Source organism: Syntrophales bacterium (genome assembly GCA_023229765.1).
Taxonomy (GTDB): domain Bacteria; phylum Desulfobacterota; class Syntrophia; order Syntrophales; family UBA5619; genus DYTH01.
This window is the reverse complement of the sequence record JALNYO010000007.1, coordinates 54,022-69,623: the sequence shown is the minus strand read 5'-3', so window position 1 is coordinate 69,623 and position 15,602 is coordinate 54,022. Positions and strand designations below refer to the sequence as shown.

Annotated in this window: 13 protein-coding genes; 6 read left to right on the top strand and 7 right to left on the bottom strand. The window is 53.5% G+C overall.

Annotation, left to right across the window (positions count from 1 at the left end; all coding sequences use genetic code 11):
• The first annotated feature begins 136 nt into the window (after positions 1-136).
• The 4 genes from M0P74_05715 (at position 137) to M0P74_05700 (ending at position 4,497) form a co-directional block, all read left to right on the top strand.
• Positions 137-1,384 (top strand): hypothetical protein, encoded by a 1,248-nt coding sequence (locus M0P74_05715; GenBank protein ID MCK9363081.1) that lies wholly within the window; start codon positions 137-139, stop codon positions 1,382-1,384.
• A gap of 177 nt (positions 1,385-1,561) precedes the next feature.
• Positions 1,562-2,557 carry a TRAP transporter substrate-binding protein DctP gene (gene dctP / locus M0P74_05710; GenBank protein MCK9363080.1) on the top strand — a complete coding sequence of 332 codons (996 nt, stop codon included), beginning with the start codon at positions 1,562-1,564 and terminating at the stop codon, positions 2,555-2,557.
• A 60-nt stretch (positions 2,558-2,617) separates the two neighbouring features.
• On the top strand, positions 2,618-3,187 hold the full coding sequence (locus M0P74_05705; GenBank protein ID MCK9363079.1) for a TRAP transporter small permease: 570 nt from the start codon (positions 2,618-2,620) through the stop codon (positions 3,185-3,187).
• A gap of 2 nt (positions 3,188-3,189) precedes the next feature.
• Positions 3,190-4,497 carry a TRAP transporter large permease subunit gene (locus tag M0P74_05700; GenBank protein ID MCK9363078.1) on the top strand — a complete coding sequence of 436 codons (1,308 nt, stop codon included), beginning with the start codon at positions 3,190-3,192 and terminating at the stop codon, positions 4,495-4,497.
• Positions 4,498-4,643: 146 nt separating this feature from the next.
• On the opposite strand, the gene M0P74_05695 is transcribed toward M0P74_05700, so the two are convergent.
• Positions 4,644-5,855, bottom strand: a complete 1,212-nt coding sequence (locus tag M0P74_05695) for an NADP-dependent isocitrate dehydrogenase (protein ID MCK9363077.1) — start codon at positions 5,853-5,855, stop codon at positions 4,644-4,646.
• Positions 5,856-6,114: 259 nt separating this feature from the next.
• On the opposite strand from M0P74_05695, the gene M0P74_05690 reads away from it, so the two are divergent.
• Positions 6,115-6,894, top strand: a complete 780-nt coding sequence (locus M0P74_05690) for an SDR family oxidoreductase (GenBank protein ID MCK9363076.1) — start codon at positions 6,115-6,117, stop codon at positions 6,892-6,894.
• A 38-nt stretch (positions 6,895-6,932) separates the two neighbouring features.
• Positions 6,933-8,534 (top strand): NAD(P)H-hydrate dehydratase, encoded by a 1,602-nt coding sequence (locus M0P74_05685; protein ID MCK9363075.1) that lies wholly within the window; start codon positions 6,933-6,935, stop codon positions 8,532-8,534.
• A 176-nt stretch (positions 8,535-8,710) separates the two neighbouring features.
• On the opposite strand, the gene M0P74_05680 is transcribed toward M0P74_05685, so the two are convergent.
• The 6 genes from M0P74_05680 to M0P74_05655 all read right to left on the bottom strand — a co-directional run bounded on the left by M0P74_05680 (position 8,711) and on the right by M0P74_05655 (position 15,514).
• On the bottom strand, positions 8,711-9,682 hold the full coding sequence (locus M0P74_05680) for a hypothetical protein (protein MCK9363074.1): 972 nt from the start codon (positions 9,680-9,682) through the stop codon (positions 8,711-8,713).
• A gap of 128 nt (positions 9,683-9,810) precedes the next feature.
• Positions 9,811-10,974 carry an RtcB family protein gene (locus tag M0P74_05675; GenBank protein ID MCK9363073.1) on the bottom strand — a complete coding sequence of 388 codons (1,164 nt, stop codon included), beginning with the start codon at positions 10,972-10,974 and terminating at the stop codon, positions 9,811-9,813.
• A 48-nt stretch (positions 10,975-11,022) separates the two neighbouring features.
• Positions 11,023-11,520 carry a flavodoxin family protein gene (locus M0P74_05670; protein ID MCK9363072.1) on the bottom strand — a complete coding sequence of 166 codons (498 nt, stop codon included), beginning with the start codon at positions 11,518-11,520 and terminating at the stop codon, positions 11,023-11,025.
• A gap of 52 nt (positions 11,521-11,572) precedes the next feature.
• Positions 11,573-12,022, bottom strand: coding sequence for a universal stress protein (locus M0P74_05665; GenBank protein MCK9363071.1), 450 nt, complete (start codon positions 12,020-12,022; stop codon positions 11,573-11,575).
• A 142-nt stretch (positions 12,023-12,164) separates the two neighbouring features.
• Positions 12,165-15,020 (bottom strand): cation-translocating P-type ATPase, encoded by a 2,856-nt coding sequence (locus tag M0P74_05660; GenBank protein ID MCK9363070.1) that lies wholly within the window; start codon positions 15,018-15,020, stop codon positions 12,165-12,167.
• Between the two features lie 212 nt (positions 15,021-15,232).
• Complete coding sequence (locus tag M0P74_05655) at positions 15,233-15,514, bottom strand: hypothetical protein (protein ID MCK9363069.1); 282 nt, start codon at positions 15,512-15,514, stop codon at positions 15,233-15,235.
• Positions 15,515-15,602 lie beyond the last annotated feature (88 nt).

The following is a 15,602-nucleotide window of genomic DNA, read 5'->3' as shown; positions in this document are numbered from 1 at the left end:
GCAGTTCAGGTCTTGCCTTTTTTATGTCTGGGTGGCAAATAGATGGGGTAAGCATCTATTACGGGGGCCGATGCCTTCGGTTTCAGCGTTGCGGGAGCTGAGAAATTAAGCAAGCAACGGGCAGGAGGGAGTAATAATGGAGAAATCGCCGGAAGAGCTGTACCGGGAGAGGGAAAAAAGAACGCAGGATGCCATTCAGCTCAAGGTTCCGGATCGGGTGCCGGTGATGAGCGTCTTTGGTTTTTTCCCGGCGCGCTGGGCTGGAATAACCTTTGAAGAGGCTATGTATGATTACGATAAAATGATGGAATCCTGGACAGCGACGATGACGGATTTACAACCAGATATGTACGAAAACCCTTTTGCCATTCGTTTTCTGGGTTCAATCCTGCTGGCTTTGGATTTTAAGCAGTTGCGATGGCCGGGACATGGGGTTGATCCCATGTCCACCTACCAGTTTGTAGAAAAGGAATACATGAAGCGAGAGGAATATGATGATTTTCTCTTCGATATCTCTGATTTCATGGTTCGCAAGTATTGGCCCCGCATCTTCGGTGTTTTGGAACCGCTAAAAAACCTTCCTCCCCTGAACAGCATCATCACTTATTATTTCGGGCTGACCGATTTTTCGGCCTTTGACAGTCCAGAGCTCGAAAAAGCCATAGCCGCCATTAAGGAAGCGGCAATTCAAGCCAGGAGAATTCTTGCCGGTTCTGCCGAATATGCAGCCAAAATGAAAACCCTCGGATTTCCGCCCCAATTCGGGTCTATGACCCAGGCCCCCTTTGACACCCTTTCCGATTTTTTCCGGGGCACTAAAGGAACAGCGATGGATATGTTCAGGTGTCCGGACAAGCTCATAGAGGCGACGGAAAGATTGCTTCCCGTGATGATCCGTTTCGGGATGGCTGCAAAGGAGAGAGGCGTCAAGGGTGTGTTTATCCCGCTGCATAAAGGACTTGACGGGTTTATGTCTCCGTCGCAGTTCAAAACCTTCTATTGGCCGACGCTTCGCAGATTGATTATGGCGCTCATCGAACAGGATTTGACGCCTGTATTGCTTTGGGAAGGGGACTGTACCCCCAGGCTTGAGTTAATAGGCGACGTTCCGCCCGGCAAGGTTGTTTACTGGTTTGAGAGAACGGATATCTTTAAGGCTAAGGATGTTTTGGGCAAAGTAGCCTGTCTCCGGGGCAATGTTCCTCTTTCAATTATGTGTACGGGAACACCCGATGATGTAAGAGCTTATTGTAAGAAACTAATTGATTATGTGGGAAAAGATGGAGGATTCATCATGGATTGCTCATCGAACCTCGATGATGCGAAGACGCAAAACGTGAGGGCGATGATAGATTTTACAAAAGAGTACGGCATCTACAGATAAACTCTCTGCCTTGATTTCCGGCTCATCCTCAAGGCCTTAATGCAAGCGGAAGCCTCTTAATCAGGAAGCTGTTATCTTGACATAAGAATAAGTTTCGGCTTATAAGTGGGCCGGCGTGAGGATGAAGGAACGTTTCTCTACTGTTGACCTAAAACAATAAATAAGGAGGACATAATTATGAACCGTGTATATCGTAAACTCTTAGGAGTGTTTGTGGCCGTTGCCTTGGTGTTGTCTATGACGGGCATGGGCCAGGCAGCCACCAAGATTACCATTAAGGCCGTTACCGCATGGCCCAAGACAGTGTGGGAAGTCGGCAATTTCAATAAGTTTCTGGAAATGGTCAAAGAAAACGTTGCCAATAAATATCCCGGCGAGCTGGAGATTCAGTATATCGGCGGGCCAGAGGTAATCCCCTTCAACGAACAGGTGGAAGCCGCCCGGATGGGCGTGGTGGATATGGTTTTCACCACGGATGGCTATTACACTTCTGCGGTGCCGGAGGTGAATGCGCTGAGCGTGTCTCCGCTGGACGGCTGGGAAGAGCGGGCCACCGGGGTCAACGACTTTTTGAGCAAGATCCACCAGGAAAAGATCAATTGCATCTACCTGGGACGTCTGGGCCACAACCTGCCATTCACTGTCTATCTGGCCAAGTCCGTAAAAAATGCGGATCTAACGGGTTTGAAAATTCGCTGCTCGCCTACGCTTATTGGTTTTCTCAAGAAATACAAGGCTAATCCTGTGGTCCTTCCCCCCACGGATGTCTATACGGCCCTTGAGCGCGGGGTAGTGGACGGGTTTATGTGGCCTGCCGGTCTGATCAGGGACTGGGGATGGGATAAGGTTACCAAGACTGTGATTACCCCGGGGGTTTACAATGGGGCCAATGTAGTGCTGGTTAACAAGAAGAAATGGGATTCGCTGCCTGCCCATCTCCAGAAGCTGCTGATCGATACAGAGGATGAGGCTGCCCGCTTTGCCAAAAAGCGCAGCGTGGAGCTGGTCAAAAATGAAAGAGAAGCCTTGGAGAAAAAGGGGGTAAAGTATATCGACCTGTCACCCGCCGAGGCCAAAAAATTTACCGAGGCGGCCAACTCTTCCCTGTGGGATATTATTATTGAAAAATCCCCCGTGAACGGACCCAAATTGAAACAAATGCTGACCAAGTAAGACAACTATCGCTGCAGAAGGCAATTAGATAAAAAGTTGCATTTGACAGGAGGAGCAGATTTGCTGGAGAGAATTCTCAGGGGAATATTGTCGGGGATGGCATTATTGGCAGGTCTTCTCCTCCTTTTCGTCACCTTTTCCATTAGCTACAATATAGCTACTCGCGCCCTGGGTTATCAAAGCCCGCTCTGGACGGTCCAGTTCAATGAGTATTCCCTGCTCTGGATTACCTTTCTGGGATCGGCGTGGGTGCTTAGTAGAAGAAAACATGTTTCCATGGATGTTGTAATCGGGCATTTCAAGCCCCGGGCAAAGAGAATCGCCGAGACGGTTCACAGCATCATGGGTATAGTGGTATGCGGGGTACTTTGCTGGTACAGCGCCATTATGACGTTCAGCCTCTTCCAGCGGGGGGTGATTGATGTGCAGGCCGTGGATGTTCCCAAATACCTGGTCATTGTGGTCATTCCCATCGGTTTTATTGCCCTGACTATTCAGTTTGTGCGAAATCTGATCTTATCCCTCAGGAAAACCCAGTCGGCGGCAGGGGGCATTGCGCCTGTTGCCGACCCTGGAGAAGCAGCGAAATCGGGGTTGAAGGGTTCTATTGCCAAGGGGAGGGTTAACTGATCGTGGATTGGTGGGTTGTATTAGCTTTTTTCGTTTTTGGATTGATGATCGTTCTGGCGTCTGGATTTCCCATTGCCTTTGGATTTTTCGTGATCAATCTTCTGGCAAGTCTTTTTTTCATCGGACCCATGGGACTCCAGCAGATGACGCTGCAGATTTTTTCCTCCCTTGCCACGTTCACGCTGACGCCCATCCCCCTCTTTATCCTGATGGGCGAGTTGATGTTCCATTCGGGAATCGCCAACAACTCCATCGATGTTATGGACAAGTGGCTGGGCAGGCTTCCGGGGAGGTTGAGCCTGCTTGCCGCTGGTGCAGGCGTTCTCTTTGCCGCTCTGAGCGGCTCCACCGTTGCTAACACCGCCATGCTGGGAACCGTGCTGCTTCCCGACATGAAGCGGCGGGGCTACAAGACGGCCATGACGGTCGGCCCCATTATCGGGGTAGGCGGCCTGGCCATGCTCATACCGCCATCATCGCTGGCGGTCGTGCTGGCCAGTATCGGGCACATCTCCGTAAGCAAGATTCTGATCGGCGGGGTGCTGCCTGGTCTGCTTCTGGGGACGTTGATTGCGGTTTATATCGTGGTGCGCTGCTGGCTGGATCCCTCCCTCGCTCCCCGCTACGACGTGGAACGCGCAAGCTTTTGGGAAAAGATCGCAGGAACAGTGAAGTACGTGCTTCCCCTTGGGTTCATTATTTTTATGGTGCTCGGGTTAATGCTGCTCGGGATTGCCACCCCTACCGAAGCGGCTTCTACGGGCGCCATTGGCACATTACTTGTGACCTTGCTGTACGGCCGTCTCAACTGGAAGATGGTCAAATCCTCAATAATCGGGACCCTGGAGATCACGGTCATGGTGTTCATGATACTGGCGGCCTCCAGCACCTTCAGCAGCCTTCTGGCCTTCACCGGGGCCACCCGGGGCCTTATAGGCGTTGTTGAGAATCTCCATGTTTCGCCGCTGATCATTTTACTCGCCATGCAACTCGTAGTTTTCATAATGGGATGCTTCATGGAAACCATTTCCATCATGATGATCTGCATGCCCATTTTCATGCCTATTGTGAAACTGCTGGGTTTTGATCCCGTCTGGTTCGGGGTGCTTATGCTAATCAATTTTGAGACCGGCTTCATCACGCCTCCTTTCGGGATGCTGCTGTTTGTGATGAAGGGGGTGGCCCCCGATTTGTCCCTCAAAGAGATTGTTTATTCCGCGGCTCCTTTCATCGTGATCGAAATTTTCGCCATGATGCTTATCATTATATGGCCGGAGATCGTCCTCTGGCTGCCGAGCTTCGTGAACTGATTCAAGATCATCTGAATCTGCCAGAAGGGCACAACCTGAATATCAGGGGCTCTTTGCCGTTGCTCAGGGAGCCTTTTTGCTGCTGCTATGAAGAATATCTGCCCAATGAGTAATGCCTATGGTGTGTCGGGCTATTGATTGGGCGATCATATCCGCTGTCTCAACTCGCCATCTATTGTATCGAGGAACTGATCTGTTGTTTGCCACTTCTGGCCGCTGCCGACTCGGAGCGCCAGATCCTTAGTCATATGGCCGGCTTCGACTGCCTGGACGCAGACTTCCTCCAGAGTGTTTGCAAATTTTACCACTTCAGGCGAGCTGTCGAGTTCGCCGCGGCGGATAAGGCCGCGCGTCCAGGCGAAGATTGAGGCTATTGGATTGGTGGAGGTCTCCTTGCCTGCCTGATAATCGCGAAAGTGACGGGTAATGGTGCCGTGCGCCGCCTCCGCCTCGAACGCGCTTCCGTCCGGGCTCATCAGGATGGAGGTCATAAGCCCCAGAGAACCGTAACCCTGGGCGACAAGATCGGACATTACGTCGCCATCGTAGTTCTTGCAGGCCCAGAGGTAGCCGCCGCTCCATTTCATGGTGGAGGCAACCATGTCGTCGATCAGGCGGTGTTCGTATGTAAGGCCGATATCCTTGAACTTCTTTGAGAATTCCTCATCAAATATCTTCCTGAAAATGTTTTTAAAGCGGCCGTCGTAGATCTTGAGGATCGTATTTTTGGTGGACAGATAGACCGGATATCGGCGGGCCAACCCGTAGTTTAAGCAGGCGCGGGCGAAGCCGGCGATTGACTCATCGGTGTTGTAGGTTGCCATTGCGACGCCGTCGCCGGTTGATTTGAAGCACTCTTTCGCGATGCTTGGACTACCGTCTTCCGGAACAAAGATGAGGCGCAGGGACCCCTTGCCCTTGAATTGGAATTCGCCTGCCTTATACTGGTCGCCAAAGGCGTGGCGGGCGATGATGATCGGCTTGTCCCAGTGGGGAACCAGGCGGGGGATGTTTTTGCAGATGATCGGTTCGCGGAAGATGGTTCCGTCGAGGATGTTCCGGATTGTGCCGTTTGGGGAGCGCAGCAGGGCAGGTGAACCAAACTCCTTCATCCGCGCCTCGTCGTGGGTAATCGTGGCGCATTTGACGGCAACCCCGTATTGAAGAGTTGCTTCGGCGGCGTCGATTGTCACCTGATCGCCGGTTGCGTCGCGGTTCAGGATGCTGAGATCGTAGTATTTCAGGTCGATGTCGAGCCAGGGACAAATAAGTTTTTCCTTGATCTTTGCCCAGATGACCCTGGTCATTTCATCCCCATCCATCTCCACTATCGGGTTAACTACCTTTATTTTTGCCATTCCGTCCACCTCTGTCTATGATATTTTGCCGCCGCGGTTGTCTATTGCTGCAGGCGAGGTCCAGCGCAGTAATGTTTATCCGCACTGCCCTTTTCCTGCCGTTTCTATAACCGATTGCCGCGCGGTTTTCCACTCTTTTCCCGTCCTGATCTGTCTTGTCCAAGCTAAAAACTTTTTCTTGCGATGCCGGAGGAGTTTACGTAGAGTACCCCTTGCTGTGTGGTTATCTGGGGACTGAATCTGAAAAAAAGGGGGATGTATGGAGTTGGGGATTGAAGGCAGAAAGGCCATAATCGGCGGGGCGAGTGCGGGGCTGGGCAAGGCGTGTGCGCTGGCGCTTGCCAAGGAGGGGGTTGATGTGACGATTGTCGCCCGCACCCGGGAGAGGATCGAGGCGGCGGGAGCGGAAATAGCTGCCGCAACGGGCGTAAATGTTCAGGCCATCGCCGTTGACATCAACACCGACGAGGGCCGGAAGGAGGTTCTTGCTGCCTGTCCGTCGCCGGACATAATCGTCAATAATTCCGGTGGGCCGCCTCCCGGCGATTTCCGTGACTGGGGTAGAGATGCATGGCTTGCGGCCTTGAACAACAACATGCTTGGGGCGATCTTTATGATCAAAGATACGCTTGACGGGATGATCGCCCGCAGGTTCGGACGGATTGTGAATATAACCTCAAGCGCGGTAAAAGCGCCGATCCCCATCCTGGGACTTTCCAACGGGGCGCGTTCCGGTCTCACCGGTTTCGTTGCGGGAATTGCCCGCGAGACAGCGATCCACAACGTCACGATCAACAACCTGCTGCCCGGCGATTTTGGAACCGAGCGTCAGCGATCCTACACGCAGGCGCTGGCGGAAACCGAGAATCGATCTTATGAAGAGATGCGAAAAATACGGGTTTCCGCAAATCCAACGGGGCGGTTCGGCAGGCCCGAGGAATTCGGCGCTTACTGCGTCTTTTTATGCAGCGTTCACGGGGGATTTATCACCGGGCAGAACCTGCTGATTGACGGCGGCAAGTATCCCGGCACTTTTTAAAAGCTGTTTCGCAGACAGTTGTTATGGGGAGGTAAATTATGAAAATCAGCAATGTTGCCCAGATGCAGGCTATGGACAGGGATGCTGTCGAAAAGTTTGGAATTTCCGACCAGGTTTTGATGGAGAACGCCGGCCTTGCCTCCTTCGGGGCGCTTTCCCGTGAAGGGGGGGTAAAGGGGAAGCGGTATGCCATTTTCTGCGGCGCCGGCAATAATGGTGGCGACGGACTGGTCGTAGCCCGCCATATCCTCTCGGACGGGGGGACGCCCCATATCTTTTTTGTCGGCGACCCGGAACGTCTGCAAGGGGCGGCGAAAAATAATTACGAGATTGTCTCAAAGCTGCCGATCGCGACGGAACGGGTAACGGCTGCGGCAGAAATAGAGGCGGCTGTTCTCGGGATGGACTGCATTGTCGATGCACTCTTCGGGACCGGCCTTGCCCGCGCGGTGGAAGGCGTTTACCGGGAGATTGTAGAGCTGATCAACCGCAGCGGCAAGCCGGTTCTCAGCCTTGACATACCCTCCGGCATCAGCGGCGATACGGGGGCTGTTCTTGGGACGGCCGTGCGCGCCCACCAGACGGTGACCTTTGGTCTGCCAAAGATCGGAAACGTGCTTTATCCCGGTTTCGAGCATTGCGGAAGGCTTAGTGTGGCGCATATCTCGTTTCCCCCCTCCCTGTACGAGGATGAAGCGCTCATGGTGGAAACGAACAGCGATCTGCCCCTTCCTGAAAGGGCAGCCACCGCCCACAAGGGCTCTCTCGGGGATGTGCTGTTTGTCGCCGGCGCCGCGGGCTATTACGGGGCGCCGTATTTCAGCGCAATGTCATTTCTGAAGGCTGGGGGAGGATACGCCCGTCTGGCCACTCCCCGATCGATCGCGCCCTTCATCGCCATGAACGGCAGCGAGATCGTGTTTGTTCCGCAGGCGGAAACAGACACGGGCAGCATCGCTTTTGAAAACATGGATTTCCTGCTTGCACTGGCGGAAAAGGTTGATATGGTTGTAATCGGTCCCGGCCTTTCTGTTGCCGAAGAAACCGCGGGGCTTGTCCGGGGGCTTGTCTCGGCAGTGGGGAAACCGCTTCTGCTCGACGGCGACGGGATAACGGCCGTTTGCGGCCGTTCGGAGCTTATCAGCGGGCGTTCGGGGCCGACGGTTTTGACCCCTCATCCGGGAGAGATGGCGCGACTGACCGGAAAATCGGTTGCGGAAATAGAGAAGAACAGAATCGTTATTCTGCAGGAGACCTGCACGAATCTGCACGCATATATTGTCCTGAAGGGCGCCCACTCACTGATCGGCACGCCGGAGGGGCGTGTTTTTGTCAACATGAACGGCAATCCGGGGATGGCGACTGCCGGAGTCGGCGATGTGCTGACCGGGAGCATCGCCGCGATGTTCGGTCAAGGTCTCCCGTTTGCGGATGCGGTGCGCAAGGGGGTGTTTCTCCACGGGTTTTCCGGCGATCTGGCCGCCGCCGACAAGGGGCAGGAGGGGTTGACCGCGCGGGATGTTTTAAACTATCTGCCCGAGGCGCTCAAACAGGAAAGCGCCCGGGAAAGCTATCCTTCCGGCGCAGGCGGGAAAACGAAGGCTAAATTTCATAATCAGGAGGTTATGGAACTAATTTAAAATGCCGGCGGCCGGCGCTCCCTCTTTTTTGCATGCGTCCGGGGAGGTGAACCTTGCCGTGATTTCCGGAGAGCCGGCTAATACTCTGTTGATATTTTGATGCTGCAACGGAAACGTGTGAAGGCGATCTTCGACACTTCCTGAAAGTTGGCAGAATGAGACGCCTGATCAGGCACTTACTGCCGCGTTACTTCAGGATTGAATATGCCTCTAAAAAAAACGACAACTTCCGGCGAGACTTCCAACAATCTCATTCTCTTGCTCTCCCAGTCCTTGTCTATCCACTGAGCTGTCTTGATATATGTTTCAGAACTACTACCGCTGGCGAGTATTTCTTCTCCGATATAGGCAAATTCCTCCACTCCCTTTTCCACCGACCGATACCTTTGTACATATTGCATATTCTTCCAACTCTCATCCCGGGGCGCATCGCTTAACCTTCGATAATTGTACAACTGATGCCATACAACATATTTCATCCTATTGATCGCGACTGTATCCGGCCTTCTGTATTTCGTCGCGCCCGCTTGGTACATGCCGTTTGGAGAAGGTATGCCATACCGCGGGTCTTTATACCAGTGCGCCACTGCCTCGTAATACAAGCGAACATCAATTCCCTGGCGGGCCTGGAGCAGGTGCAAAAATTCGTGTATCAACAAATCTGTTTTGAAGCGAGGCATGAATACGGGGTCCCCGGGCTTCATCCCCCTCTGCTCATAAATTGCCCGGTAATGTGATTGAAGCACCGTATTGTCCCAGTCGGGACTGACGCCGATGTAGCCCTTCTTCCGATACGCCTTCGCGGTATCCGCTGAAGGATCAAAAACTATCGGCACTGATGTCAGAAAGGATCTCAATGATGGGTCGAATACCTCGATCACACTTTTCAATACCCGGGCGTTGCGTTCTTGCGAGATGGACACGGCTTGTCTATTTAGAAACCGTGTGGGCAAAGACTCAAAGATAGGAATCTTTACAAGCCTCCCGCTAAGTCCGTCAGAGCCAGACCCCATGACAAGACTATTTTGGTCGCTGTATAAGTTTTCATTGATGTACATGTAGGCAAGCGTTCCGCCGACAAGCAGGAGAAACGCAGCCAAGGCTGCATTTCTCAGCGCATGAGGTTTACTGGCGCTCTTGTCTGTCATTCCGATAAATTGCCTTCCATAACCTGCCGGGTGGCACTCGCAGCAATCTCGAAAGTAATCAATTATCCAAGAGATTGCCACGACGCTACGCTCCTCGCAATGACGAGTAGCGACTTTTTACGAGGTCGTCAGCCTTTGATTACCGCCAAGGGTTCCAGCCGGACGACGATATCCACAAGATCCTGCTGTTCTGCCATCACCACATCAATATCCTTATAGGCGCCGGCCGCTTCTTCGAGGTCCTGCTTGCCGCGGAGGGCATGGAGAATCCCCTTATTTTCGAGGATCTTTTTTTCCTTCTCAAGATCGAGGGTCTTGATGGCCGCCCGTCTTCCCATTTTACGGCCGGCGCCGTGAGAGCAGCTCATGAAACTCTCGGGGTTTCCTTTTCCTCTTACAATATAGCTGGCCGTTCCCTGGGAACCGGGGATGATGCCCATCTCTCCAAGACGTGCCGAGGTTGCGCCTTTGCGGTGAACGATGACGTTTTTGCCGAAATGATCCTCGAAGGCCGCATAATTATGGTGAATGTTAATGGGTTCCGCAAATTCCACATCCGGTATTTCCGCACTGATGGCTGCCCGCACCCGGTCGGCCATCAGTTTGCGATTGGCCAGGGCAAATTCCAGACAGTAACGCATCTCTCGCAAGTATGTATTTGCCTCCTCCGTTTCAATGGGCAGAAAGGCCAGCTCCCATTTCTTCGGGACAGCGGAATGCCATTGTTCGTTTAACGCAATGGCCGTCTGGTTATAGCGGCCAGCTATCTTGAGGCCGATATTCCGGCTTCCCGAATGGATCATGAACCAGATGCGGGCGTCCGACCCTTTCTGGATTTCGATGAAGTGGTTGCCGCCGCCCAGGGTTCCGAGCTGTTTGCACGCGGAGCGGTATTGGCGGTTCACCTCCGGATACAGGTCCGGATCTTCCATCTGCGGCATCAGACTTTCGTCCTGGGCTTTTTCCTGGTGTTCGAAGCCGACGGGAACAGTTTCCCTGATTTTGCCAAGGATTTTTTTGAGCGCCGGCAAAGAAATTTTTGTCAGGTTCGTTGCGGTCGCGAGCATCCCGCAGCCGATATCGACGCCGACGGCATTGGGGATCACAAAACCATTCGTGGCAATGACGCCGCCGATGGGCATCCCGTAGCCTTCGTGGGTGTCGGGCATGAGACAGACCTGCCTGAAGATGAACGGCAGGTTTGCCAGATTCTTCGCCTGGGCAAGGGCGTTGGCTTCCGGGTTGTTGCACCAGCTCTTGATGATAACGCCTTCCGTATCTATGTATTTCATCTTAAAGCTTTGGGTTGCGGGCGTCAGCCCGGGTTAGGTATTTACAGGTTACTTATTTGCGGAAAAGGCGAGCATCTGTAAAACGAATTTTTTTGCATCTGCGAGATCATGTTGATCAGGATGTCCTTGGGCGCTCATGGCCTCTTCCACCCACGCCCCGTGTTCCGGCTTCTGTCTCAGTGAGTCCAGCAATTTGGCAGACACTTCTCCACGGCATCCAAAATGACCCAAGACTTTTATTTTTGATGATAGACTAATGGCATGTTCGAATGCTTGTTTCGGCAAGTGACCATCCCGGAGGGAACCGTGGGTTGAAAAAAATGCTACTTTCTGTCCTTGCGGCAGTTTCTTGATGAGCCCCTGAGCTTTTCCTGGAACGCTGTGGGCAATGACGGGAAAACCGTAAAATATAATATTATATCCATCAGTGTCTGTTAAATCCTGGATGGGTTTAATTTGCTTGTCTATGCTAATAGCCTCGTAGATTGCACGGGCAAGTTTTTCGGTGTTACCGGTTTCAGAATAGTAAGTGACCAAAGCCTTCATACATTCTCCCTCTCAAATTATTTGTGGTTAATTTAAGCAGCTGTTCCATTACTCAAGGTTTGACGACAATGACTGGACATTTTGAGCCTTTGACAACTTTGTCTGCAACGCTTCCCATCAGATTCTTGAGAATGCCGGTCTCCCCATGAGATGCAATAACAATCAAATCAATCTTTTTTGCCTTTTGTTCATTTAAGATAACCTCTTGAGGCACCCCTTCCCTGACGACAATAGATATTTCGACACCCCTTTCCTTGGCAATGGTGTCTGCTTCCCTTTTCAACTTATCTTTGGCGCCCTTGATACTTTGCTTTTCGAGTTGCTTGACTAGTTGAAGATCGAGGCAATAGTTGGCCATGCACCGCTTAATTTGTTCAGTAATAACGTGGAGGAGATAGATATTCGCCTTGTACTGAGTCGCGATATCCACCGCCTTGTCCAGTGCCGCAGAAGAATACTTTGAAAAATCTGTCGGGACCAAAATATTTTTCGGTGCGAACATAATCAACCCTCCGATATTTATTTGCGATGATTATACATCTATTTTACTTTTTTAAAACTATTTTTTAACTCGTCAATTTTCAAGGGCAAGAAAGAAGATTAATCTAACGTTTCGGCAGAACCTGGGAGCTGGCCTGGTGACATTAGACCTCTTTTTGTGAGAGCTTCGTCTTGGCTATGCCGCCGTTTGCGCTAAGCATCGTGGTTCTCTTGTGCCGAATGTAGATCTTGATGAGTTCCATCGCGATTGGCGAGGCGAAGAAGAACGGCAGCATGAAAAGCCAGTCATCCGGCGTCAGGGTGACCGTGTTAAAAAAGGGTTGCAGGAATGGAACGTAAACGACGGTCAACACAAAGAGGAACGAAACGGCCGTGGCGCCGACCATCCAGCGGTTTGAAAAAACACCGATCTTGAAAACGCTCAGGTATTCGGAACGGGCGGTGAAGGCCCTTACGAGCTCCGATAAGCTCAAGGTAACAAAGGCCATGGTCTGGGCGGCCTCGATCTGACCGGGATAACGTCCCATCCCGAGATAGAAAACCAGGAGGATGGCAATTGCATCCGTAACCGCGACCACAGAAATGCCGATCGTCATATCCACATTGACCAGCGGTTCCGCAGGCCGTCTGGGCGGTTGGGTCATCGTGTCGGGTTCGCCCTTTTCCATTCCGAGTGCCAGAGCCGGGGCGCCATCCGAGATGAGGTTCAGCCACAACAGATGTATCGGCCTGAGCGGAATGGGGAGCCCGATCAGCATGGCGCCAAAAACGATCATGATTTCCCCCACGTTGCAGGCCAAGAGAAAATAGACGAACTTCCGAATGTTGGAATAGATAATCCGGCCCTGTTCGACGGCGGAGACGATACTGGAAAAGTTGTCATCCGTCAGGACCATGTCCGCAGCCTCCTTGGAGACATCCGTTCCGGTGATGCCCATGGCGATGCCGATGTCCGCCCGTTTGAGAGCGGGAGCGTCGTTCACGCCGTCGCCGGTCATCGCCACGATGTGTCCCCGCGCCTTCATGGCATCGACGATCCTCATCTTGTGCGCCGGGGAAACGCGACAGCAGACCTCCAGTCTGTTCGCCTCTTCGGTGAGCCGCTCGTCGCTCATCTGGTCGAGTTCGGTTCCGGTCAGGACCAGACCGCTGGATGTCTTCAGGCCGACCTCCCGGGCCACGGCTTCGGCTGTGTCCCGGTAGTCGCCGGTCACCATGACGGTCTTCAAACCGGCCCCTTGCGCCAACCTTATTGCTGCAATCACCTCGGGCCGCGGTGGATCGATCATGCCGAGCAGGCCGATGAACGTCAGATCCTTTTCAACCTGATCGGGGTCGGGGTTTTCGGGAACGGCATCCAGGGGGCGGTATGTCACGGCAAGCACCCGGAGGGCGTCGCCGGCCATTTCCCGGTTTCGTTCGATAACCCCCTGCCGCTTCTCTTCCGTCAGGGGAATGACTTGCCCGTCTTGAAGAACACGGCTGCAGAGATCAAGAACGAAGTCCGGCGCCCCCTTGACGAAGGCGACTACGGGCGGATAAGAGAATCCCCCCGGCGTCCCCGTCCGGGCGGCGGTGGGGTCAAGCCGGTGGATCGTGGTCATCCGTTTTCTGTCCGAATCAAAGGGGATCTCAGCAACCCTTGGCAGAACCTTAACCATATCCGCGCGTCGAACACCTGCCTTCGCCGCGGCTACTACCAGAGCGCCTTCCGTGGGATCACCGATGATTCCCCAGGAGGTCTCTTTCCCCCCTTCCACGAGATCGGCGTCATTGCACAGCAGGCCGCCCCGGAGGAGCGCGGCGACATCGGCATCCCCCTGGGGAGCAAATTCCTGCCCGTCCCGCGTGAACAGCCCGGCCGGGGCATATCCCTCCCCCGTCACGTGGAATCCCTTTCCCCCGGTCCAGCCCTGCAGTACGGTCATCTGGTTCTGCGTCAGGGTTCCCGTTTTGTCGGTGCAGATCACCGTGGTGCTGCCGAGCGTCTCCACGGCGGCTAACTTGCGGATCAGGGCGTGGCGCTTGATCATCTGCTGCATCCCGAGGGCAAGACAGATGGTCACAATCGCCGGAAGTCCCTCCGGGACGGCGGCGATGGCGAGACTGACGGCGATCATGAACAAACCGACGATGACCTTCTGTTCGGCCAGGAGGTAGTTGATGAACCCGTCATGAAAGACGCTTGCGAGATTTGTATCTCGAAGAAGGCCGAAGATGAAGACGAATCCGCAGATGGCAAGGCAGGCAGTCCCGAGCACCTTCCCCAGGTGGGCCAGTTTCTGCTGGAGGGGTGTATCCTCTTCCACGTAAGACTGGATCATCTCGGCAATGAGGCCGATCTGCGTGTCCATTCCCGTTCCCGTAACAATTCCCCTGCCGCGCCCGTAGGTGATCAGGGTGCTCATGAAGACGGCATTTTTCCGGTCTCCCAGGGGGATCTCCTTGCCCAACACAACCTTTGCGTTCTTCTCGGCCGGCAGCGACTCCCCCGTCAGAGAGGCTTCTTCGACTTTGAGATTGACGCTCTCCACGAGGCGCATGTCGGCGGGGACGAAATTGCCGGCCTCCAAAAGGACGATATCACCGACCACCAGTTCCCTGCCGGGAATCGATGCCTGCCGCCCGTCACGAATCACCTGGGCATGAGGGGCGGCCATCTTCTTGAGGGCGGCGATTGCCTGCTCGGCTTTCGACTCCTGAAACACCCCCAAGACGGCATTGAGAACGATGATGACCGTGATGGCGATCGCGTCGATATATTCGCCGAGAAGAACCGTCACGACCGCTGCGACTATCAGGATGATCACGAGAAAGTTGTTGAATTGGTTTAGAAGCAGGGCGAAGAACCCGGGACGCGGTCGTTCCCTGAGCTCGTTGGGCCCGTACTTCCGGAGGCGAACCTGCGCCTCGACCTCATTCAGTCCCTTGGCGAGGTCTGTATGAAGCCCGCGGACTACCTCATCAATCGACTTTTCGTAAGTTTCCGTCTCTATCATTTAATGCCTCCCGGTTTTTCGTCATCTGTTTTTCATCGATCCAATAGATCAAGCCAATCCCTTCTCTTCCAATTCGATGAGAGTCTTCCTGCTGGCATGACGAAATGCCTTGCCATACCGGCGGACCAGCGGATGGTCATGGCCGAATGCAAATGGAATATACCATCAGTCGAGGAGAATGACAATTCATGATCAGGCTCGCAAGGGGCTTTTCAGATGAAAGAGACGACCGCCTTGCTGATGAATAAGGAGTAGAAGATAAGAAACAGCAGCCCTTCCGAAGGGGAAATCTTTTTGTCCTGGGTCAGGAGGTAGAACAGGACGGAGGCGACGACTGCGGTGGTCGCAAGGGGGTGTTTCTCCATGGGTTTTCCGGCGATCTGGCCGCCGCCGACAAGGGGCAGGAGGGTGTCACCGCCCGGGATGTATTGCACCGCCTGCCCTCTGCGCTCAACAATGGCGCCTGCCAATGCAGCCCAAATATCCCTTGACAAGCAAAAATCGCATCCCTATACTCCCGCCGCGAAAGCGGAACGGGAGATTTTTATCGATCAATTCAATCGGGCGCTTGATTGCGCGGTT

What these genes read in the sequence shown, in the direction of transcription:
- M0P74_05715 (MCK9363081.1), top strand. Translation starts at nt 137, where the DNA reads ATGGAGAAATCGCCGGAAGAGCTGTACCGGGAGAGGGAAAAAAGAACG.
- dctP (MCK9363080.1), top strand. Translation starts at nt 1,562, where the DNA reads ATGAACCGTGTATATCGTAAACTCTTAGGAGTGTTTGTGGCCGTTGCC.
- M0P74_05695 (MCK9363077.1), bottom strand. Translation starts at nt 5,855, where the DNA reads ATGGCAAAAATAAAGGTAGTTAACCCGATAGTGGAGATGGATGGGGAT.
- M0P74_05690 (MCK9363076.1), top strand. Translation starts at nt 6,115, where the DNA reads ATGGAGTTGGGGATTGAAGGCAGAAAGGCCATAATCGGCGGGGCGAGT.
- M0P74_05685 (MCK9363075.1), top strand. Translation starts at nt 6,933, where the DNA reads ATGAAAATCAGCAATGTTGCCCAGATGCAGGCTATGGACAGGGATGCT.
- M0P74_05680 (MCK9363074.1), bottom strand. Translation starts at nt 9,682, where the DNA reads ATGACAGACAAGAGCGCCAGTAAACCTCATGCGCTGAGAAATGCAGCC.
- M0P74_05675 (MCK9363073.1), bottom strand. Translation starts at nt 10,974, where the DNA reads ATGAAATACATAGATACGGAAGGCGTTATCATCAAGAGCTGGTGCAAC.
- M0P74_05670 (MCK9363072.1), bottom strand. Translation starts at nt 11,520, where the DNA reads ATGAAGGCTTTGGTCACTTACTATTCTGAAACCGGTAACACCGAAAAA.
- M0P74_05665 (MCK9363071.1), bottom strand. Translation starts at nt 12,022, where the DNA reads ATGTTCGCACCGAAAAATATTTTGGTCCCGACAGATTTTTCAAAGTAT.
- M0P74_05660 (MCK9363070.1), bottom strand. Translation starts at nt 15,020, where the DNA reads ATGATAGAGACGGAAACTTACGAAAAGTCGATTGATGAGGTAGTCCGC.